This is a genomic window from Paenarthrobacter aurescens (genome assembly GCF_025421775.1).
In the GTDB taxonomy this organism is placed as follows: Bacteria; Actinomycetota; Actinomycetes; order Actinomycetales; family Micrococcaceae; genus Arthrobacter; species Arthrobacter aurescens_B.
This window is the reverse complement of the sequence record NZ_JAOEFX010000010.1, coordinates 70,514-91,475: the sequence shown is the minus strand read 5'-3', so window position 1 is coordinate 91,475 and position 20,962 is coordinate 70,514. Positions and strand designations below refer to the sequence as shown.

Sequence of the window (20,962 nt, the reverse complement as noted above, 5' to 3'; positions counted from 1 at the left end):
GACAGCTTTGGAGAGTACGGACATGCAATTGGCACAAACGGGTCAGGCGTTGGGCGCGTCCTACCGCTTTGGGGAGCGCGTGGGCTCTGGCGCTGTTGGCGAAGTCTGGACCGTCACGTCAACCGATGGCCGCACCCTGGCGGCCAAAGTGCTGCGTCCGGAGCATGCCGATGATCCCTCCCTGGTGGAGAGGTTCGTCCGAGAGCGATCTGTGCTGCTTGGTCTGCAGGACGCCCGCATCGTCACGGTTCGGGACATGGTGGTGGAGGGTGAACGGCTGGCCATCGTCATGGACTACATCGCGGGCGGCTCGCTGCGCGACGTCGTCAAGGACGCCGGCCCGCTGCCCTCCGAAGACGCCGTAAAAGTGGCCTCCGAAATCTTCGATGCCCTCGCGTTCGCCCACTCGCGGGGCGTGACGCACAGGGATATCAAGCCGGACAATGTGCTCCTCGCCCGCCCATGGACCGAGTGTGAAAGCGGCGACGTGCGAGTGTCCGACTTCGGCATTTCCGACGTCGTGGGCGAGAAAATCCGCCAGACGACAGGCCTGATCGGCACTCCTCAGTACATGCCTCCCGAGCTCATCAGCCAAGGGCGGTCCGGTCCCGCCGGAGATGTCTATTCCACCGGAGTCCTGCTGTACGAGCTCCTGGCCGGCCGCACGCCGTTTGCAGGTCCGGGGACGGACTTCAGCGTTGCTTACCGCCATGTCTCTTCGCGCCCGCCCCGCATTCCGGTGGACGATGCCTTGTGGGGGGTCCTGGATCGGCTGTTGTCCAAAGACCCCGACCAGCGACCCACGGCCGGTGAGGCTGCGTCGACGCTCCGACGCCTGGCGCCTGGGCTTGCGGGCAAGGCCGCTCTTCTCCGGGGGACAGCGCCTGAAGAGTTCGACGACGTCGAACGTCCCGCTACCGTCGTCCGCGGCGCCTTTACCGATGACGAACTTGCAGCCTTCGCAGCGGCCCCACGTGCCGGCGTCGATGCTGCGGCTCCGGACCTGGGGCAGGCCGGCAGCGCTACCATTGCCCGCCCCATGCCGCGCCGCGAGGTGCGCCCCCAAGCGGAGGAACGGGCAGAGGAAAAGGACTCGACTCCGTTTTGGCGGACCCGCAAAGCGCTGCTCCTTGCCGGTGGCGCGGTCATACTGATCGTGGTGATGGTGGTGGGCTTCGTTCTCCTGTCCCCCACCACCCAGCAGGCGGCTCCCACGCCTCCCGGACAACAGTTGTCAGCGCAGCTGCAAGACCCGGCCCTACCTACTGGACTCACGATTTCCCGGAGTGCCACGTATGAGCCGTCGTCCGGCCAGGTCCGCTTGACAGTGTCCTACGCGGCACAGAAAGCGCCGTTGTCCGGTGAGTTCCTGGAGGTCATCCCTGGGCTGGCAGATGGCGAAGCATGCCCTGCTGTGACGTGGGATGGTGGCACGGTGAGCCGTAACCAGGCTTCCATCACCGGTTTGGACGTTGCCTGCGGCTGGAAGATGTCCGGCGTGGAGATCCCCGCCGGAGGATCAGTGCAGCTGACCGCCAAGGTGCCGGTGGCGCCCTCGGATCAGAAGGCCATGGATGCCTGGCTCCGCAGCGGGTCGGCCGCGACCACGGCCGCCACGCAGAACCCCGCCGTCAAAGGCACGGCCTACGCGGTACAACGGCTCAAGGGTGTGGAGGTCCGCACGCCTGCCCGCGTTGTCACGCCCAGCCCCCTGAAAATCACGCTGGTTCCGGTGTGGGCGGGGGGCGCCGATGAACTCAATCCGCTCTACGTCAGCCCCGCTTCGGGCAAACCATCGCAAATGCTCTCCGCTGTAACCGGCGGTGAGAAGGGAGTGCGGTTCGCCGACGGATGCGGTGGGGCGCTGGCAGTGGACAGCTCGGGGCTCACGGTGACGGCGTTGCAGATCACGCCACAGTGCACCGTGCGTGCCAGCGTTGGAAACTTCACTGAGCTCCAGTCCGCGCCCTTCGGCATTACCTCCCGGGAGAACTCGGGCGAGTAGCTCCCTCTGCATCTCCGGCGAGGGGTGGGATCTCAACCCTTTCGCTCACTCAGATGAGCGGAGTCAACCCCTCGGCGCAGCCAGGAGTAGATTAATTACGGATGCCATCAGACACCCTCGGAACCTGCGGACCGTGGAGGCAACAATGGCTTCGCGCTCACGGCACAAGGCGACCTCAACGGAACGGGACGCTGGACCTTCGAGACCGACGGACCCGAAGTTGTCATCACCTACGACTGGCGGGTCAGTGCCGCCAAGCCGCTCCTGCGCAGGTTGAGTTGGCTCCTCAAACCGGCCTTCTCAGCCAACCACCACTGGGCCATGGCGCGAGGCGAGGAGAGCCTGAAGCTTGAGCTCCGCCGTCGGCGTTCCACATCCGCAGCGAAGGTGCCGGACCCGCCGGGACCCACGTTCGTCCGGTCTTCGAGGGCTTAGCTCCGGCGCTTTCGCGCGACGTGTTGGACCGCGAGCCCACCCCTCGGCGCACCTATCCACATAGACACCAATCCGAGACCAGCCCGGCACCGAACTCCCGATAGAATCAAGATGCTGACAGTCAGGCAGCGGCCAGAGAGATGAGGGAGGACCCGTGCGCACATCGCAGCCCCGGGCGCCCTTCCATGCTCTGCGGTCCGGCGTGATCTCTGTGGTGGTCGTGCTTCTTGCCGCAGTAGCTCACGTTGTGGGCGGCGGGGAGCTTCCCACGGCTCCGGTTTTGCTGGCTCTCGTAGCGTTGACGGCGCTGATTGCCACACTGGCCACCCGTTTCAAGCTGAACCTCGTCACCATGGCCGCGCTACTCGGCGCAGGGCAACTCGCGCTGCACGAGGCCTTCACTGCGTTGAGCCCCATCACGGCAATCGGGCCGGGAGCGAACCATCACCTCGGCGGCGAATCCTTGAGCGCCGGGGTGGATATCGCAGCGACCCACACCCATGAGCTCGGGACCGCCTTTGGCACCATGATGCTTGTAGGCCACGTCCTGGCTACCGTTGCTTCTGCAGTCATCCTGGCAAAAGGGGAGGACGCCCTCTGGCAGCTGGCTGCCTGGTTGCGGCCGCTGCTCGCCCTGCCCACTTTAGTGTTCAGGCCCGACGCCGGCGCCTCGCCAGTCGCAGTCGGCGCACCCGACGTCTTCATCCCCCGCCCTTGGCGGAACCTCAGGCAAGACAGCCGGCGCGGCCCGCCCGTCGCCGTCGTACTTCCTTAGTTCCGCCCGGCACCCAACGCGCGCCAAAGATGCGCGCCGCAAACGCAAAGCCTTTGCATGGTGACGGGCCCCAAACCCGTACCCCCGCGCCCCAAGACAGGCGCCCCCGAAAGGCAATCCCATGAACAAGTCCGCCCTCCGTCGCACCCTTTCCGCCACCGCCGTTGCCGGCGGAACCGCCGCCCTGATGATGGCCGGCCTGGCCGGAGCGTCAGCGCATGTTTCCGCCGACCCGAACAAGACTGCTGCAAACTCGTACGCTCTGGTCACGTTCGGAATCCCGCACGGTTGCGACACTTTCGGCACCACCAAGGTCGCCATCTCACTCCCCGAGGAATTGAACGACGCCCAGCCAACGGTCAACCCGAACTGGACCGTGGAGAAGGTGACGGAGACCCTCGCCGAGCCCAAGAAGCTGGATGACGGCACCACCATCACCAAGCGGACCAGCCAGATCGTGTACACGGCAAAGACTCCGCTGGATCCGCACCTGCGTGATGCACTGGTCCTGTCGGTCAAGCTGCCGGATGCAGCGGGCAAGACCATCTACTTCCCCACGCTGCAGACCTGCGAGCAGGGGCAGACTGATTGGTCCGAGATCGCCAAGGAAGGCCAGGACGAGCACGAGCTCAAGGCCCCGGCACCGTCGGTCACCATCACCCCCGCAACCGCGGAAGGTGACCACCATGCAGCCGCCACGGTCGCCACCGAGCAGGCTTCCGCGGTCACCGATGATGGCTCGCAGGCACGCAGCTGGGCCGGCCTGATCGCCGGCATTGCTGGTTTGGGCCTGGGCGGAGCTGCGTTCTTCCGTAGCCGCGCAGCCAAGCCCGCAGTGGCAAAGGCCGACTCCACGAAGTAGTTGAGCGCTGGATTGGCGCCCGGAAGATCACGATCCGGGCGCCAATCCGATCTCTTCACCGTGGCTGAATTGACTCGCGTCACACCCGCCGCAAGGCTGGTGCCCATGTGGACTCAGCGCATCAAAACCGGACTTGTCACGACGACGGCAGCCGCTTCACTGCTGCTTCTTGCAGCTTGTGGGCCAAGCCCCAGCCCGGCGGGAACCAGTAGTGCGCCACCGACCTCGTCGACTCCGTCGGCCTCGGCGACACCGTCTCCAACGGCGACCACCACCCCATCGCCTTCCGCCACAGCTACGTCGGCCGCCCCCGCAGACGCCACCCTGTGCAAAGCGGCCTCATTGACTGCCGCCACCGATTCCACCGGCGGTGGAGCAGCAGGCAGCATCTACGAGAAGTTGATCCTGACGAACTCCGGCGCGGCTCCCTGCATTCTGGAAGGCTTCGCCGGTGTCTCGCTGACTGCCGACGCCAATGGTGAACCGATCGGCGAACCGGCCACGCGGGAAACGACAACGCCAGTTACCAAGTTTGAGCTTGCTCCGGGCAAGTCTGCATGGGCTGAAATCCGTTACACACAAGCCGGCAACTACGGCGATTGCACCAAGGTCCCGGCAGCTGGACTCCGAATCTACCCGCCCAACGACACTGCGTCGTTGTTCGTCGCAGAACCTCACGATGCCTGCAGCAATGCCGGCATCAAGCTCCTGACGATCACTGCGTTCCAAGCAGTCTGACCCTCTGCCCACGGCTCCGGCTTATTCTGTCGGAGCCGTGGGGCATGATGGAGGAATGCAGGAGCCGCAGGCGTCGGATGGCGCCATCAGCCGTTTCAGCCAGGCAACCAGGGAATGGTTCCTCGGCGCTTTTTCCGAGCCCACGCCCGCGCAGGACGGCGCGTGGAACGCGATCTCCTCAGGCTCGCATGCCCTGGTGGTGGCACCCACCGGGTCCGGTAAGACACTCGCGGCCTTCCTGTGGGCCCTGGACAAGCTGCACTCCAAGCCCACTGACACGCTTCCAGGACTTGAGACGGTCCCGGCCAATGGCAAAGGCCGCGCCAAACGCCCCAAAACCAAAACCCGTGTCCTCTATATCTCGCCCCTCAAGGCGCTGGGCGTGGACGTTGAGCGCAACCTTCGCGCGCCGCTGATCGGCATCACCCAAACCGCCAAGCGATTGGGTTTGCCTGCACCACTTGTCACGGTCGGCGTCCGTTCAGGAGATACGACGGCGGCAGATCGCCGAACGCTGTTGACCAACCCGCCGGACATCCTCATCACCACGCCGGAGTCCCTTTTCCTCATGCTGACCTCCCGTGCCCGGGAAACGCTCAGCGAAGTGGACACCATCATCATCGACGAAGTACACGCCGTTGCCGGCACCAAGCGCGGTGCGCATTTGGCCGTTTCCTTGGAACGCCTGGATGCCCTGCTGCCAAAGCCTGCCCAGCGAATCGGCCTCTCCGCCACCGTCCAGCCCCGTGAGTTGGTGGCACAGTTCCTTGCCGGACAAGCTCCCGTGGAGATCGTGGCTCCACCGTCCAAAAAGAACTGGAACCTCACGGTCACCGTGCCTGTGGAGGACATGTCGGACCTGCAGGGTGCCGCCGGGGCCTTCGATTCCGGGCCCGCCTCCGGGTTACAACCGCAAGCCTCCATCTGGCCGCATGTGGAGGAACAGATCGTCGATCTGGTCCTTTCCAAGCAGTCCACTATTGTCTTCGCCAACTCCCGGCGCCTTTCCGAGCGCCTGACGGCACGGCTCAACGAAATCTACGCAGAACGCCAGTTGATGGCGGTGGGCGGCGGCGAATGGGCTGGTCCCGGGACGACGCCCGGCGATCTTGCACCAGGCGTCCCGGCGTCGACGGCCACGCCGGCCCACATGATGGCGCAAGCCGGCAGCACCAGCGGCGCCGATCCGGTGCTGGCCCGCGCGCACCACGGCTCGGTGTCGAAGGACCAGCGGGCCATGATTGAGGACGACCTCAAATCCGGCAGACTGCGCTGCGTGGTGGCAACCTCGTCGCTGGAACTCGGCATCGATATGGGCGCCGTGGACCTGGTCATCCAGGTGGAGTCGCCGCCGTCAGTGGCCAGCGGCCTCCAACGCGTGGGTCGGGCCGGGCACCAAGTGGGCGAAATTTCCGAGGGCGTACTGTTCCCCAAGCACCGCGCCGATCTGCTGCACACAAGCGTCACGGTTGAGCGCATGCTGAGTGGGCAAATCGAGCGGTTGAGCATTCCTGCCAACCCGTTGGACATCCTGGCCCAACAGACCGTCGCGGCAACCGCTTTGGGAAGTATCGACGTCGAGGATTGGTTCAGCACGGTGCGTCGGTCGGCACCGTTCGCCAGCCTGCCGCGGTCCGCGTTCGAAGCCACACTGGACCTCTTGGCTGGCCGCTACCCCTCGGACGAATTCGCCGAGCTCCGGCCGCGCATCATCTGGGACCGGCACGCCGGAACCATCGAGGGCCGGCCGGGGGCCCAGCGTCTTGCGGTGACCTCCGGTGGAACCATCCCGGACCGTGGTTTGTTCGGCGTGTACATTATCGGCACCGAGGTTGAAGGCTCGTCCTCACCCAGCCCTGACGGAGGTGAACCCACAGCCTCCGCCCGAGCAGCCAAGGGCGGACGACGCGTCGGCGAGCTCGACGAAGAAATGGTGTACGAATCCCGGGTGGGCGACGTCTTCGCCCTCGGAGCCACCAGTTGGAAAATCGAGGACATCACCCACGATCGTGTGCTGGTCTCCCCTGCTTTTGGCCAACCGGGCAAACTCCCTTTCTGGAAGGGAGATTCCCTCGGTCGTCCCGTTGACCTCGGTCGGGCTCTTGGTGCCTTCATCCGCGAACTCTCCGCTGCCGATGAGGCCCCCGCCATGGAGCGCTGCCAGGCCAGCGGATTGGATGCCTTCGCCGCCGGCAACCTCCTTCAGTACCTCAGGGAGCAAAAGGAAGCCACGGAAATCGTCCCCAGTGATCGAACACTGGTGGTGGAGCGGTTCCATGACGAGCTTGGCGACTGGCGCGTAGTCCTGCACAGCCCCTTCGGAATGCCTGTCCACGCGCCGTGGGCCCTGGCCGTGGGCCAGCGGCTTCACCAGCGCTACGGCCTGGACGGTTCTGCGATGGCAGCCGATGACGGCATCGTGCTGCGCGTCCCCATGATGGAAGACGAGCCGCCCGGCGCTGAGCTCTTCCTCTTTGACCCGGAGGAACTTGAGCAAATCGTCACGGCAGAGGTGGGCGGCAGCGCGCTGTTCGCATCCCGGTTCCGCGAGTGTGCTGCCCGGGCCTTGCTCCTGCCCCGCCAGAATCCAGCCAAACGACAACCGCTGTGGCAGCAACGCCAGCGCTCGGCCCAGTTGCTGGATGTCGCCCGGAAGTACCCTTCATTCCCCATCGTGCTCGAAACGGTGCGCGAATGCTTGCAGGATGTTTACGATCTCCCCGCGCTGAAGGACATTGCGGCCTCCGTGGAACGCCGGGAACTCAGGATCGTGGAGACCACCACGCAGCAACCATCGCCCTTCGCGAAGTCCCTGCTGTTCGGGTATGTGGCCCAGTTCCTCTACGAGGGCGACTCCCCCTTGGCCGAACGCCGGGCTGCCGCCCTGGCCTTGGACTCCACGCTCCTCAATGAACTCCTTGGCCGGGTGGAACTGCGCGAGCTCCTGGACGCAGCCGTCATCGATTCCACTGAACTGGAGTTGCAGCGGCTGGCCCCCGACCGACGGGTTCGTGGGATGGAGGGGGTCGCTGATCTTCTCCGGCTGCTGGGCCCACTCAGCGTTGCGGAAGTAGCGGATCGACTGCAGGGCGTGGAACCTGCTGAAGCCGCCTTGCAGCCCGACAGGCTGGACCAGCCAAAGGACCCAGAGGATCCGGAATACGTTGAGGCAACGCCGCCGGCCGCGCCGCCAGGCACGGTCGCCGACGCCGGATCCCACCTCGCCGCCCTCCAGAAAGCCAACCGTGCGCTCAAAGTGACCATCGGCGGCGTCGAGCGTTTTGCTGCCATTGAGGATGCGGCCCGGCTCCGCGACGCAATCGGTGTACCGCTCCCCATGGGAGTGCCGCTGGCGTTCATCGAACCTGTTGACGATCCCCTGGGTGACCTCGTTTCGAGGTACGCCCGCACGCACGGCCCGTTCACGGCGTCGGAAGCTGCAACCAGGCTGGGACTGGGCGTCGCCGTCGTTAACACAGCGCTGAAGCGACTGGCCGGGGACGGTCGCGTGGTGGAAGGCGAGTTCCGCCCGCACGCCGTTGCGGAGCAGCCCACTGAGGTCGCCGAAGCAGAAATCATGACCATTGACGCCCCGCCGTCCAGTGAGTGGTGCGATGCCGAGGTCCTGCGGAAGCTGCGCCGTCGCTCTCTTGCTGCACTCCGGGCCGAAGTGGAGCCCGTGGACACCGCCGCTTACGGCCGGTTCCTCCCCGCTTGGCAGAACGTGACCACTCCGGGGAAATCGAGGAGCCAGGCGCTGCGTGGGCTCGACGGCATTATCACGGCAGTCGACCAACTCTCCGGCGTGCCCATCCCGGCATCCGCGTGGGAGCCGTTGGTGCTCGCGAGCCGGGTGGCGGACTACAAACCGGCCATGCTCGACGAACTCATGGCAGCCGGCGAGCTCCTTTGGTCCGGCGCCGGGTCCCTGCCCGGGAACGACGGCTGGATCAGCCTGCACGTGGCCGATTCCGCGGAACTAACGCTCAATCCCTCCCCCGACTTCGAGCCCGGGGACGCCCAACAGAGGCTCCTCGAGCATTTCAGCGCGGGCGGCGGCTATTTCTTCCGTCAACTCACGGAGGTGGCGGGCGGTATGGACGCGGTACTGAGTGACGACGCCGTGGTGACGGCGCTGTGGGACCTCGTCTGGGCCGGACGAGTTACGGGAGATACTTTCGCTCCAGTCCGTGCCATGATCGCGGGCGGAAAGACAGCACACCGACAGGTCGCCAAGGCACCCAGGGCCCGTGCTCCGCGCATGAGCAGGCTGGGCCGTTCTCACGGGACCGGCCTGCTGGGATCACCGGGGCTCACGGGTGGCCGCTACGGCTCCGTGACGGGCGGCATTGCTCCTGCCCCGCCGTCCGCTGTGGGACGCTGGTCGGCGTTGCCCGCTCCGGAACTGGACCCCACCATCCATGCCCGTGGCACCGCAGAACTGCTCCTGGACCGCTACGGGGTTGTCACCCGTGGTTCGGTCATGGCCGAGAACATCATTGGCGGCTTCGGACTGATGTACAAAGTGCTTGCCCGCCTGGAGGAGGCCGGACGCTGCCGCCGCGGTTACTTCATCGAGCATCTGGGAGCTGCCCAGTTTGCCGTCCCCGCTACTGTGGACCGGTTGAGGTCGTTCACCGAGGATGCCCACATTTCCAAAGCGGAACCGTCGGCGTTGGCGCTGGCCGCAACAGACCCGGCCAATCCCTATGGGGCCGCACTTCCCTGGCCTGCGCTGTCCGTGGATGCCGGTTCCGGGCACCGTCCAGGGCGGAAGGCAGGAGCGCTGGTGGTGATGGTCGACGGCGCCCTGGTCCTCTACGTGGAACGCGGCGGCAAGACGCTGCTCACCTTCAGCAATGACGAGGCCGTGCTGTCAGTCGCGGCGCAGGCGTTGGTGGATGTGGTGCGCCGCGGTGCCGTGGACAAGCTTTTCATGGAGAAGGTCAACGGCCACGATCTCCTGGAAACCCCTATCGCGGTCGCCTTGGCAGCCGCGGGCGCCTACTCCACCCCGAAGGGACTCCGGATCCGTGCCTGAAGGCGATTCCATTTGGCGAGCCGCCTCGCGTCTGAACGAGGCCTTGGCCGGGCAAACCATTACTGCCTCCGACTTCCGTGTGCCCCGTTTCGCCACCCTGAACCTGGCGGGCTGGACCATGGCCGAGGTTGTCCCCCGGGGCAAGCATCTGCTCATGCGCCTCACCGGCCCGGTTGACGAGGAACCCGGCGCCAGCAGGAAGCCCCGGGCGTTGACCATCCACTCCCACCTCAAAATGGAGGGCAATTGGATGATCTATCCGCCGGGTGGTCGCTGGACCAAACCCGGCCACACGGCCCGCTGCGTGCTCCGCACAGCCTCGGCAGACGCGGTGGGATTCTCGCTGGGCATCCTGGAAGTGGTGCCCACAGCTGAGGAAGACAAGATCGTCGGCCACCTGGGACCGGACCTGCTCGGCCCGGACTGGGACGAAGAGGAAGCACTGCGCAGGCTCCGGGCCGAACCGGACGCCACCGTGGGGTTCGCATTGTTGGACCAGCGGAAGCTTGCCGGTATCGGCAACATCTACCGCTGCGAAGCGTGCTTCCTTTCCGGCATCCACCCCGCCCTGCCCCTCGGAGAAGTTCCTGATCTGGCCAAGACCGTGAACGACGCCAAGCGTCTCCTGGGAGAAAACCTTGGTCCTGGCCGCCGGACCACTCTAGGCCCACGCGCCATGAGGCCCGGTTACTGGGTCTATGGCAGGGAACGCCAACCATGCAGGCGTTGCGGCACCACCGTCCGGCGCGGCCTCCTGGCTGGCCCGGACGGAACTGAGGAACGGGATATCTATTTCTGTCCTCGCTGCCAACCGGCCCCATAGCTGCTGTTACACGGCGCGCGCGGCCTCCACGGCTTCCGTGGGCGCCGTTGCCTTTGCCCGCTCCGGCACCATGAATTTCGGCAGCAATACCTGCACGATCGGCCCAATGGCCAGGGCGTACACCACCGTGCCCACTCCCACGGAACCGCCCAGCAGGAAGCCAACAGCAAGGACAACCACTTCGATTCCCGTCCGCACCAGCCGCACGGACCAGCCGGTACGGCGGACCAGGCCTGTCATCAGTCCGTCCCGGGCACCCGGGCCAAGACGGGCACCGATGTAGCAGGCCGATGCGATTCCATTGAGGATCACGGCTCCGGCAAGCATGGCGATTTGGCCGCCGAGGTGTGAGAACTCCGGGATGAGCCAGAGCCCAAGGTCGGCGAAGAGCCCCACCAGGACAGCATTGGCGATGGTTCCGATGCCGGGCATTTGCCGCAGCGGAATCCACAGCAGAAGGACAAGGAAGCTGACCGCGATGACAACCACGCCGATGCTGAAGCCGGTCTTTTCGGACACACCTTGGTGGAAAACATCCCACGGGTCCAAGCCGAGGCCAGCCCGGATGAACATGGCCAACGAGATGCCGTACATCGCGAGGCCGATCAGGAGTTGAGAGATTCTGCGGGTCATCATGAATCCATGATCGCCGAAAACTGGCCTTGTATTCCATAGCCAGTTTGGAATACTGGTCTTATGTCCGGCTCATTGAATCCCACTGCACTCGTTCGTCTTCTCGGCTCCTGGAACTCCGGCGCCCTGCCCGCCTACCGCGAGCTGGCCGACGTCGTACGTTTGCTGGTGATGGATGGGCGCATCCCGCTGGACGTCGCACTGCCCAGTGAGCGGGCGCTTGCCCAGACGCTTGGCCTCAGCCGCACCACCGTCACCGCCGCATACGCGAGCCTGCGCGAGCAGGGCTTCCTCACCGCAGGGCAGGGTAGCCGCGGCCGCACGTGCATTCCCCACCGCACCGCACCCGCGAGCATGCCGGGCCTCGCGGCCCCGGAAGGACTCCTGGACCTGGCTTACGCGTCTCTGCCCGCGGCCGGTGAAGTGGTGCACCGGGCGTTCGCGGATGCCCTCACCGAACTGCCTGCGCTGCTTCCCGGATTCGGGTACGACGCCGTCGGAGTGCCCGCCCTTCGCGAGGCCATCGCGGACAAGTATGCCGCAGAAGGCGTACCCACAACGCCCGGCCAGATCCTGGTCACTTCCGGCGCGCAGCATGCGCTCAACATCGTATTGCGCACCTTGGCCGGCAGGCAGGACCGGGTCCTGGTGGAACACCCCAGTTACCCCAACGCCCTGGATGCAATACGTGCCGCGGGTTGCAAGCCGCTGCCCGTTGCCTTGCCCGCCGGCACGTCTCCGGCATGGGATATCGATGCGATGGTGACCGCCATGAACCAGCAGCGGCCCGCCATGGCCTACCTCGTCCCGGACTTCCACAACCCCACAGGGCGCATCATGTCCGACCTTCAACGCCGACGGCTCGCGCGCGCTGCGGCTTCCACGGGCACGGTGCTGGTGGTGGACGAAACGCTGCGGGGATTGAATCTCGACGGCGTCCGCACCGCGCCGATGTCGGCCTTCAGTCCCGCCGTGGTGTCCATTGGCTCGCTCAGCAAATCCCACTGGGCGGGTTTGCGGACCGGGTGGATCCGCGCTGATGAAGCCCTGATTGCCCGCTTTGCGGCGACGAGGACCGTCATGGACCTGGGCGGTCCTGTTGTTGAGCAGTTGGCGGCGGCACGCTTGGTGCGGTCTTTTGCCGAACCGCTCGACGCCCGCCTTGAGGAGCTCCGCCACAACCGGGAATCGTTGCTGGGACTGCTTGCTGAGCACCTGCCGGAATGGGAGGTCGAGCGCCCCCGGGGTGGACTCACAGCATGGTGCCGACTGCCAACGCCATGCAGCACCGCACTCACCGTGCTGGCACCCGGATTCGGTGTTCGTCTGGCGGCCGGCCCCCGCTTCGGGGTGGGTGGCGCATTCGAGCATTACATGCGCGTGCCCTACACGCTGCCGCCCGAACAGTTGAGGGTCGCCGTCGTCGCGCTCCGTGCCGCCCAGGACAAGCTCGACGCCGCCCCCCACCTCCGCCGGACCCTCAAGACCGGTCGGACCGACGCGGTCGCCGTCGCCTAATGGGCTGCCCGGGCGGCTGAGCCCATGCGCTGTTTCGCGGTGTTGCCCCCAGGGCCGACGGGTACATGCTGCGTCGCTTTGGCCAACCCGAACAGCGGCATGCCGTTGTACACCACTTCGATGCCCGATGCCGGCACCTGATACGTCTCGTGCCACACCCCGACGTCCCCGCTGCCGGCGATCTCCTTCATGAATTTCCGCCACGGCCCCAGGTGCGGTGAATCTTTATCCGCGGCGAACCTGCGCAAGTGCTCAGGACTTTCCCAGTAGCTGAGCAGAATCGTGGTGCGCCCGAACCACTGCTCGCTGCCCAGGAGCCCAGCCTCAGGATTGGTGGCCAGGTGCTTCATCATGGTGGGCATGGCCGAAGCTACCTTCGCAACGCGACCCATCTTCCACCATCTGTTGGCCCGCATCCCAATGAGGAAGACGGTCACTGTTTCGCGCCCGATGTCCGCAGTAAAGCGGCCGGGAAAGATCTCCTGTGCCATGTGATTCCTTCGCTTGGGGAACCATCCAGTTCCTGAATCCGGTTTTGTAACGCTGTTATGAAACAATGTTATGAAACACTTGGAGGCATGGCAAGACCCATCGTTCATGACAAGCAAGTCCAACAGAGGCTCTTGGCGGTAACCGCCGAACTGGTGGACCGCGAAGGACCCGCGCGCGTCACCCTTCGGGATGTCGCCGCAGCGGCAGAAACGTCCACCACCGCGATCTACTCTCTGTTCGGCGGGAAATCCCAACTGTTGACGGCCGCCGTCGACGACGGTTTTCGCACCTTCGGCGAATCGCAACGCGAGGCCTCAAAGGACGGGCTCCTGGGGCTTGGCCGGGCCTACCGGACCTGGGCCCTGGAGCACCCCGCCCTTTACCGCCTCATGTTCGGCGGCGCACTTGCCGCATATGTTGACTGCAGTCCGACGCCGGAAGTTGCGTCCGATTCGATGCTCCCCTTGGTGGAGGCAGTCACCGCGGCGCAGTCAGCCGGCGCGCTGCGTCATGACGACCCCACAGTGGTGGCGATGGCCATCTGGGGGCAGGTCCACGGCTTGGTCAGCCTCGAGCTGGCGCAGATGAACGACCCCGCGACGGACTGGGCCTCCATCTACGAGGCGGCCCTGGAATCCGTAGCCCGCGCCTGGGCGCCGTAGAGCCCGACGAACCTACCCGTAGACCTTCTCCAGGAAACCGCCCCAGGCCTTGGCCGTGAGTTCGGAATCGCCCGATCCACTGAACTCGTGCACCGTCATGCCCACCGGGGCGCCGAAGGCATTGCGCCCAAAGAATCGGTAGAGAGTATCCCCGGTCCGCAGCCCAAGGAAGTTCTCGTTGGAGAAGTCGACCTCCCCGCTGAGCCGCCCCACGCCGTCGACGTCCGCCTCGAAAGGAGAACCAGCAGCGACGCCCTCCACGCCCAAGGCCCGCTTCAGCTGCACGAAACCGTCAGGCGTCTGCGAGGAAGCGGGAGCCTGGATGTCCGTGAAGACCACCGGCTTGCCGTCGAAGTACTGCAAGTACTGGCCCAGGGTGTGCAGGTAGAACTCAGTGTGCTTGCTTGCGCCGTCGTACTGTTCATCCCAGTTGTCGGCGAAGATCCCGCTATGGACGTAATGCAGCTTGGCGCGGCCGCCCTCCACAGGTTCCAGGACGTGTTCCAGCTGGTTGAACCACCCGTCCGGACCGTCCATGCGGGACACCAGGTGGCTCGGGTAATCCTCGACCGTTTTCACGTCCGGCCACTGATCTGTGGGGAACATCCAGGCCGGCGTGTCCTTGGTGACGGCCTGCCACACCCGCTCGGGAGTGCCTGGCAGTTCGACGTCCGCTTCGATTTCGAATTTCCGGTTATCAGTCATTGCTTTGGTCCTTTTCTGCTGATTGCTCCGAGGAGGCTTTGTCCGTTGAAGGGGTCTTGAGTGCGGGGTGAAGTACGACGACGAGCCGGTGCCTGCGCGCCCCGCCCGCCATCGCGGCAGCACCGCCGTCGTGGTACTTGTCCACGAGTTGGGTCACCGCCACGCCGAGTTCTTCCGCGAACGCTGCGCGTTCCGCGGCAGAGCGGAAGGTGATCTCGCCGTCGATCGCGAAACTGGCCAGCTTCTTCTTAGCCACGGCAGCACCGGCGATGAGCTTGCCCATTTCCTGCACCGTGCGTGAGGCGAGCGACAGTAGCCAGAAAGCGGAGAACCGGTCCGAGAAGCGTCGAGGATCCGGCGCCACTGACGCCAGGGCCACCGGCGAGATCAGGTACGAGGCCGCCGTCGCACGCAGTACGCGCTCGGTAACGTTACCCTTCCTGCGCTCTTCCACCAGCTCCACCAAGCCATGGCGCTCCAGGGCCTTGAGGTGGTAGTTCACCTTCTGCCGCGGCAAACCGACCTTGGCGGCGAGCTGCGTGGCGGAGGCCGGTTCGGCAAGCTCCTGCAGGATGCGCGTCCGGATCGGATCCAACGACGCTTCCGCCGCAGCCGGGTCCTCGATCACTTCGATGTCCAACATGCTTCAAGTATGCTTACCGACAACTTTTATTGTCAAGAACTTTTTTATCGTCGGTACTGTCGGTGCGGGTAGAATTATCCAGTGATGCAATCCCCCCTCCCCGTGCGCGACGGCGTAAACGCGACCCGCCTGCGCCTCCCGGACGAGGGGCCGTGGGACACCGCAATGGACTACATGATGCACCGCTGGGGACACATCGACCCCCAGGGCATCGAAGACCGTTTCGACGCCGGCGAGATCGTAGGCGAAGGCGGTGTACGGCTGGACCGAAGCACCCGGCTGGAGGACCACACCTTCATCTGGTACTACCGCACGCTTCCCCCGGAGACCCGGCTGCCGGTCGAAATCAACATCCTGCACCAGGACGAGCACATCCTGGTTGTGGACAAGCCGCACTTCCTGCCCACCACGCCCGGAGGCACGTACATCCAGGAATCAGCGTTGGTTCGGCTCCGCAACCTGCTGGACCTCCCGGACCTCATCCCCATGCACCGGCTGGACCGCATGACCGCCGGACTGCTGCTGCTCTCCACCAACCCGGAGACACGTGGCAAGTACCAGGTGCTCTTCGAGAAACGCCAGGTCCAGAAGGAATACGAGTGCGTGTCCGCGGCGACGCCCGCCGCAGGTTTCCCGGCCGTCGAGTTCCCCGCAGTGGTCCGCAACCGCATGACCAAGTCCCGCAGCTACCTGCTCGCGGAGGTCATCGACGGCGAACCGAACGCGGAAACGCGGATCGAAAAGACAAGAACGTTCGACGCCGGCCCTCACCAGCGCGCCCTGTACCGGTTGGAGCCGCACACCGGAAAGACCCACCAGCTGCGCGTCCACATGGCCTCGTTGGGGCTGGGGATCATCAACGATGCCTTCTACCCGGACCTGCTGGACAAGGCACCGGACGACTACGCGAAGCCCCTTCAGCTGCTGGCCCGTGGCATCCAGTTTGTGGACCCGATCAGCAAACACCCCGTGGAATACCGCAGCCAACTGGAACTCAGCGAAGCCCACGCCTGACCCTTTTCGGAGCCCGTTCCCTCCGTCAGGAGTCAAACACTTCCCGGAAGACCGCCGTCGTGTCTTCCGAAAACAGCACAAACTCCACCAACTCAAGCGGGCTGTCGGCGGCCGCGTTTAAAGAAGACGCGTCTACAGATGACGCGTTTACGGAAGACGCGTTTACGGAAGACGGCGACGAAAACGACCTCACGGCGTCGAACGCTATTTCCGCGACCTGACGTGGGTCCCAACCGTAAATGCCGGCACTGATCGCAGGAAAGGCGATGGATCGCGCCCCAAGCCCGGCCGCCACAGCCAGGCTTCCACGAAAACAGGAAGTGAGCAGCGCCGGATCGATTTGCCCGGCGTGCCGGTTGGGTCCCACAGTGTGGATCACCCAGCGCACGGGTAGCCGGAACCCGGGGGTCGCGACGGCGGCACCCACCGGCAGTCCAGCCGGCAATTCCGTGCGTCTCAGTTCGCGGCACGACTCAAGAAGTCCCGGCCCTGCGGCCCGGTGGATGGCGCCGTCCACTCCCCCTCCACCCAGCAGGGACGAGTTGGCGGCATTGACGATCGCGTCCACGCTGCGCGTGGTGATGTCGCCGTGCAGGATGTCGATTCGCATGGCGCCAGTCTCGCGCCGGAGCGGCAGCAGCGGCAAGTGCGGTACCTTGTGCCCATGGACATCACCGCCCCGGAGACGTGGGGATCTGCGATTTACCTGTGGATCGTCCCCATTGTGCTCGGCGATGCCATCTTCCCGCCGATCCCCTCCGAGATGGTGGTGATCACCGGCGGTGCCCTCGCAGCTGACGGCCACGCCAACTTCTGGCTGATCCTGCTCCTCGCAGCCTTTGCTTCCTGGCTCGGCGACATGGCAGTTTTTGTGTTGTTCAAGAGGCGCATCAGCCACGTCCTGGACCGCTGGTCATGGGGTCGACGGGTTCACCGCGGAATCCACGAGGCCATCGCCAAAGCCGGCCGCTCCTCGACGTACGGCGCCATCATCGGTGCGCGGTTCATCCCCGGCGGCAGGCTCGCTACGTCCTCGGCGGCAGGCATCGCCAACGTATCGGTGCGCGGCTTCAGCCTCTGCGCCGGTTTGGGTGCGGTGCTCTGGGCGGTTTGGCAAGTGGGCCTGGGCTACTTCACCGGCTCCACCACCAAGCTTCCCTTCTGGGCCAGCTCGCTGATCGGTGTAGGCGTCGGCCTGGTGATCGGCGTAGTGGTTGGGTTGATCGTCACGCGACGCCGTGGCAGCCGCTCACCAGTGGACGAACCGTACGACGCCGACAAGCCCGGCGACGTGCCCCAGTCCGAATAGCGCCTGGACCCCTAGATTGGCGACCAGCGGCCGCGGCTACGGCGTAACACGTACAGGCTCCCGGTCAGGGCTACGCGTTCGACGGCGTCACGCATCATGGCAGCCGACGTCCGGGCTTCGTCGTTCTCACCCGGGTAATCACGGTCGCCCACTGTGAAACGAAGGCTGATCTGCGGAACGCCTCCCACAATGTCCAGCTGGTTCGATTCGACGTGATGGCGGGTTTCCAGCGCTTCCACCGCTGCGGCCATCACCGATTCGGGTGGGTTGCCCGGTTTGAGGCCAGTGATCTTCAACTTGGTCTGGAACGAAGGCATCCCACCACCCTAGCGCTCTCTCACATCCCGCACTCCCAAGCGGACCCCTCTCTCACTGAACGAGAGAGGGGTCCTTGAAACCCCGTGGAATGTGAGAGCCGCTTGCTAGCCGGTGTTGCGCAGGCCGGCGGCTACGCCGTTCACCGTAATGAGCATTGCCCGCTGGAGCCGCTCGTCGATCTCCGCCCCGGACACCGACTCTTCGCGCACTCGACGGAGGAGTTCTACCTGCAGGTAGCTGATCGGATCCAAGTACTGGTCCCGGATTTCCAGTGAACGCTTCAACGTCGGCTGGGCATCCAACAACTCCAGCTCGCCCGTGAGCCGCTCAATTTCGGCCACGGTGAGCTCGTACTCATCACGGATCATGTGGAACAGCCGGTGCAGTTCCGTGGGGACCAACGAGGAAACGTAGTGGCCTGCGATCTCCATGTCAGTCTTTGCCAGAGTCATTTCCACGTTGGAGATGACCGAGCGGAAGAAGTGCCAGCGGTCCATCATTTCAAGGAGCTGATCTGTGTTGCCAGCCTCGCGTGCTGCTTTCAGGCCGGAACCCACACCGAACCATCCTGGAACGATCTGGCGGGACTGGGTCCACCCGAAAACCCACGGGATAGCCCGGAGGCCGCCGAGGCCTGCCCCTGAATCCGGACGCTTGGACGGGCGTGAGCCGATGTTCAACGAACCCAACTGCTCCACCGGTGTGGATGCGAGGAAGTAGGCCGGCAGCTCCGGATCGTCAATCAGAGTGCGGTAGCGGTCAAACGCGGCGTCCGAAATGGTTTCCATGACATTCGCGTAGCGTTCGCGCTCGTCGTCCGAGGTCCGGGGGGTCCGGTGCAGGGCCGAACCCTGCATCACCGCGGCGAGGGAAAGCTCAAGGTTTTCGCGGGCAAGCTCGGGTAGCGAGTACTTGTCGGAGATGACCTCGCCCTGTTCGGTGAACTTGATTTCGCCTTCGAGCACGCCATTCGGCTGAGCCATGATTGCGTCGTACGTCGGTCCGCCACCGCGGCCCACTGAACCACCGCGGCCGTGGAAGAGACGGACGCGGACACCATGCTTGGCGGCCACGTCACGCAGCTTGCGCTGGGTTTTGTGAATCTCCCACTGGCTTGTCATCACACCGGACTCCTTATTGGAATCGGAGTAACCCAGCATGACCTCCTGGACATCGCCGCGGAGACGGACAAGTTCACGGTAGGACGGATCGGACAGCAACTGGTCCACGATCTCAGCCGAGGCGCGGAGTTCTTCCACGGTTTCCAGCAGCGGAGCGAACCCGATCTTCGCGCGCGGCTTGGCACCGAAGAGGTCAATCAGTCCAGCCTCCCGGGCCAGGACCGCTGCAGCCAAGACATCGTCGGCGCCCCGGGTCATGGAGATAATGTACGTCTCCACAACGTCCGGCCCGTACGTGTGCAGTGCTTGTCGAATGCTCCGGAAGACGTCGTAGGTGCCATCCGCGGTGCCCTCAAGTTTGATGGGGTGCCCTGAAAGCGGGCGGTGCGAGGCAAGCTCGGCGCCCAAAAATTCGAAGCGCTCCTCACGGCTAAGGTCGCCGTACGGCCTCTCCGTACCGAGCCTGTCCACCAGTTGGCCTACAGCGTCGTGGTGGTAATCGGCGTGCTCGCGGATATCGAGCGTTGCCAAATGCAGGCCAAAAGCAGCGATTGCCCGGCGGACGCGGGCCAGCGCCCCGTCTGCCACCAGGGCAGCCGAGTGGTTACGCAACGAGTCCTCGAGCAGCCCGAACTCTGCCAGCAACTCAGACGTCGTGGCGTAGTCGCGGCCGGGCTCGTGGTAAGTCGATGCAGAAACGCGGCGTCCAGTGTTGATGAGCTTGGCTTTGATGCACGTCAGCTTCAGTCGGTAGGGCTCTTGCGCATTCAGTTCAAGGATGCGCTTATCCAAACCCGGAAGGTTCTTAAGGTCCTCGGTGATCGAGTCCAGCAACACCTGGTCGGCCCCAAAAAGTGCCGTGGAGTTGGAAAGGACAGAAATGAGTTCGTCGATCAACGCAATGCTGATCCGGACGGCGTTCTGGTTCTGCAACTGCAGGATCTCGCGGGTAACAGCGGCAGTGACGTTGGGATTGCCGTCACGGTCGCCACCGATCCACGAACCGAACCTCAGGGGTGCTGCAGCGGCAGGTAGGGTGACTCCGTGTTCGGCCAGAAGTTCTGAAAGGTCCGTCAGCATTTCCGGCATGGCGTCGGTCAGGATGCTGTTCAAGTAGTAGATGGCGTTTCTGGCCTCGTCCACAGGGGTGGGGCGGACTTGGCGCAGTTCATCGGTCTGCCACATCTGGTCGATGATTTCGGCAAGCTGCCGGTCCTGGCGACGCCGGGCCGAGGTTCCTTCCGACGTGGGCTCGGCAAGGACGTCCGAGAGCTTGCGAACCTTGTCCAGCACGGAACGACGCGAAGCCTCTGTAGGGTGGGCCGTGAAAATGGGGCGCACATCGAGCTCGTTGATCACATCCTGCAGGACCTGCGGACCTGCCTGGCCGGCAATCTCGGAAACAGCTTTGGCCAACCAGCCGTCCTTCTCCTGCCGGGTGCGGAGTCCACGGACACGATGGACCTGTTCCGCCGCATTGGACAGGTGGAAATAGAAAGCAAAGGCCCGCACCAAATCAGTAGCCTGGTCCAGAGGCAGCGAGGCGAGCAATTCGCGGACCTGGGCAACGACGTCGTGCGCGCTCCAGGGACCAGTGGCATCCGCGCCGCCGCGCGCGGCCTCCTTGGACTCCTTGGTGAGCAGGCGTACCTGCTCCACGAGGTCAAGCAGTTCCGGGCCATGCTGGCGAACCAGGGACTCGCCGAGAAGGGTGGAAACGCGGCGCACGTCGGCGCGCAACTCGGCAGCGAGATCGGTGTCTTGAGGGGCAGTGTGAACCATGGATGCATACCTTCGGGATCTGGTTTGGCCCGTACACTGCGCTGGATACTGTGAGCCGGATTACTAATGTTTCCTACGGGATCTTA

The 20,962-nt window shown here is 64.8% G+C and carries 17 protein-coding genes and 1 pseudogene; 11 read left to right on the top strand and 7 right to left on the bottom strand.

What is annotated here, in order from left to right; translation table 11 throughout:
- Window positions 1-22 precede the first annotated feature (22 nt).
- From N7568_RS19460 to N7568_RS19430, 7 genes and pseudogenes are all read left to right on the top strand, one after another.
- Entirely contained in the window at window positions 23-2,005 is a 1,983-nt protein-coding gene (locus N7568_RS19460; protein ID WP_261611426.1) for a serine/threonine-protein kinase, read from the top strand.
- A gap of 144 nt (window positions 2,006-2,149) precedes the next feature.
- Window positions 2,150-2,440: pseudogene (locus tag N7568_RS19455) on the top strand (SRPBCC family protein); the annotation flags it as partial.
- 154 nt (window positions 2,441-2,594) lie between these two features.
- Window positions 2,595-3,215 (top strand): hypothetical protein, encoded by a 621-nt coding sequence (locus N7568_RS19450; protein WP_261611425.1) that lies wholly within the window; start codon window positions 2,595-2,597, stop codon window positions 3,213-3,215.
- Window positions 3,216-3,336: 121 nt separating this feature from the next.
- Window positions 3,337-4,077 carry a YcnI family copper-binding membrane protein gene (locus N7568_RS19445; protein WP_261611424.1) on the top strand — a complete coding sequence of 247 codons (741 nt, stop codon included), beginning with the start codon at window positions 3,337-3,339 and terminating at the stop codon, window positions 4,075-4,077.
- Between the two features lie 105 nt (window positions 4,078-4,182).
- Window positions 4,183-4,815, top strand: a complete 633-nt coding sequence (locus N7568_RS19440; protein WP_261611527.1) for a DUF4232 domain-containing protein — start codon at window positions 4,183-4,185, stop codon at window positions 4,813-4,815.
- A gap of 55 nt (window positions 4,816-4,870) precedes the next feature.
- Window positions 4,871-9,856, top strand: a complete 4,986-nt coding sequence (locus N7568_RS19435; RefSeq protein WP_261611423.1) for an Lhr family ATP-dependent helicase — start codon at window positions 4,871-4,873, stop codon at window positions 9,854-9,856.
- A complete protein-coding gene (locus tag N7568_RS19430) occupies window positions 9,849-10,679 on the top strand; it encodes a DNA-formamidopyrimidine glycosylase family protein (protein ID WP_261611422.1) in 831 nt (276 codons plus the stop codon). Before N7568_RS19435 ends, N7568_RS19430 begins: the two co-directional genes overlap by 8 nt.
- A gap of 6 nt (window positions 10,680-10,685) precedes the next feature.
- Here the strand turns inward: N7568_RS19430 and N7568_RS19425 are convergent, their stop codons facing one another.
- Window positions 10,686-11,315 (bottom strand): membrane protein YczE, encoded by a 630-nt coding sequence (locus N7568_RS19425; RefSeq protein ID WP_261611421.1) that lies wholly within the window; start codon window positions 11,313-11,315, stop codon window positions 10,686-10,688.
- A gap of 60 nt (window positions 11,316-11,375) precedes the next feature.
- Between N7568_RS19425 and N7568_RS19420 the strand changes: the two genes are divergently transcribed.
- A complete protein-coding gene (locus N7568_RS19420) occupies window positions 11,376-12,830 on the top strand; it encodes a MocR-like transcription factor YczR (protein ID WP_261611420.1) in 1,455 nt (484 codons plus the stop codon).
- Here N7568_RS19420 and N7568_RS19415 read toward each other — a convergent pair.
- Window positions 12,827-13,321: a DUF4188 domain-containing protein gene (locus N7568_RS19415; RefSeq protein WP_261611419.1), complete on the bottom strand. Its 495-nt coding sequence runs from the start codon at window positions 13,319-13,321 to the stop codon at window positions 12,827-12,829. The two genes, N7568_RS19420 and N7568_RS19415, sit on opposite strands and share 4 nt — an antisense overlap.
- Window positions 13,322-13,408: 87 nt before the next feature.
- Between N7568_RS19415 and N7568_RS19410 the strand changes: the two genes are divergently transcribed.
- Window positions 13,409-13,984 carry a TetR-like C-terminal domain-containing protein gene (locus N7568_RS19410; RefSeq protein ID WP_261611418.1) on the top strand — a complete coding sequence of 192 codons (576 nt, stop codon included), beginning with the start codon at window positions 13,409-13,411 and terminating at the stop codon, window positions 13,982-13,984.
- Between the two features lie 12 nt (window positions 13,985-13,996).
- Here N7568_RS19410 and N7568_RS19405 read toward each other — a convergent pair whose 3' ends face one another.
- Window positions 13,997-14,689 (bottom strand): SRPBCC family protein, encoded by a 693-nt coding sequence (locus N7568_RS19405; RefSeq protein WP_261611417.1) that lies wholly within the window; start codon window positions 14,687-14,689, stop codon window positions 13,997-13,999.
- On the bottom strand, window positions 14,682-15,332 hold the full coding sequence (locus tag N7568_RS19400; RefSeq protein WP_261611416.1) for an ArsR/SmtB family transcription factor: 651 nt from the start codon (window positions 15,330-15,332) through the stop codon (window positions 14,682-14,684). The genes N7568_RS19405 and N7568_RS19400 overlap by 8 nt, the downstream gene beginning before the upstream one ends.
- Window positions 15,333-15,416: 84 nt before the next feature.
- Between N7568_RS19400 and N7568_RS19395 the strand changes: the two genes are divergently transcribed.
- Window positions 15,417-16,346 carry an RluA family pseudouridine synthase gene (locus N7568_RS19395; protein WP_261611526.1) on the top strand — a complete coding sequence of 310 codons (930 nt, stop codon included), beginning with the start codon at window positions 15,417-15,419 and terminating at the stop codon, window positions 16,344-16,346.
- A 25-nt stretch (window positions 16,347-16,371) separates the two neighbouring features.
- Here N7568_RS19395 and N7568_RS19390 read toward each other — a convergent pair whose 3' ends face one another.
- Window positions 16,372-16,956 (bottom strand): O-acetyl-ADP-ribose deacetylase, encoded by a 585-nt coding sequence (locus tag N7568_RS19390; protein WP_261611415.1) that lies wholly within the window; start codon window positions 16,954-16,956, stop codon window positions 16,372-16,374.
- 54 nt (window positions 16,957-17,010) lie between these two features.
- Between N7568_RS19390 and N7568_RS19385 the strand changes: the two genes are divergently transcribed.
- Window positions 17,011-17,655, top strand: a complete 645-nt coding sequence (locus N7568_RS19385; RefSeq protein ID WP_261611414.1) for a DedA family protein — start codon at window positions 17,011-17,013, stop codon at window positions 17,653-17,655.
- 11 nt (window positions 17,656-17,666) lie between these two features.
- On the opposite strand, the gene N7568_RS19380 is transcribed toward N7568_RS19385, so the two are convergent.
- On the bottom strand, window positions 17,667-17,972 hold the full coding sequence (locus tag N7568_RS19380) for a hypothetical protein (RefSeq protein ID WP_261611413.1): 306 nt from the start codon (window positions 17,970-17,972) through the stop codon (window positions 17,667-17,669).
- A 105-nt stretch (window positions 17,973-18,077) separates the two neighbouring features.
- Complete coding sequence (gene ppc / locus N7568_RS19375; protein WP_261611412.1) at window positions 18,078-20,876, bottom strand: phosphoenolpyruvate carboxylase; 2,799 nt, start codon at window positions 20,874-20,876, stop codon at window positions 18,078-18,080.
- Between the last annotated feature and the right edge of the window lie 86 nt (window positions 20,877-20,962).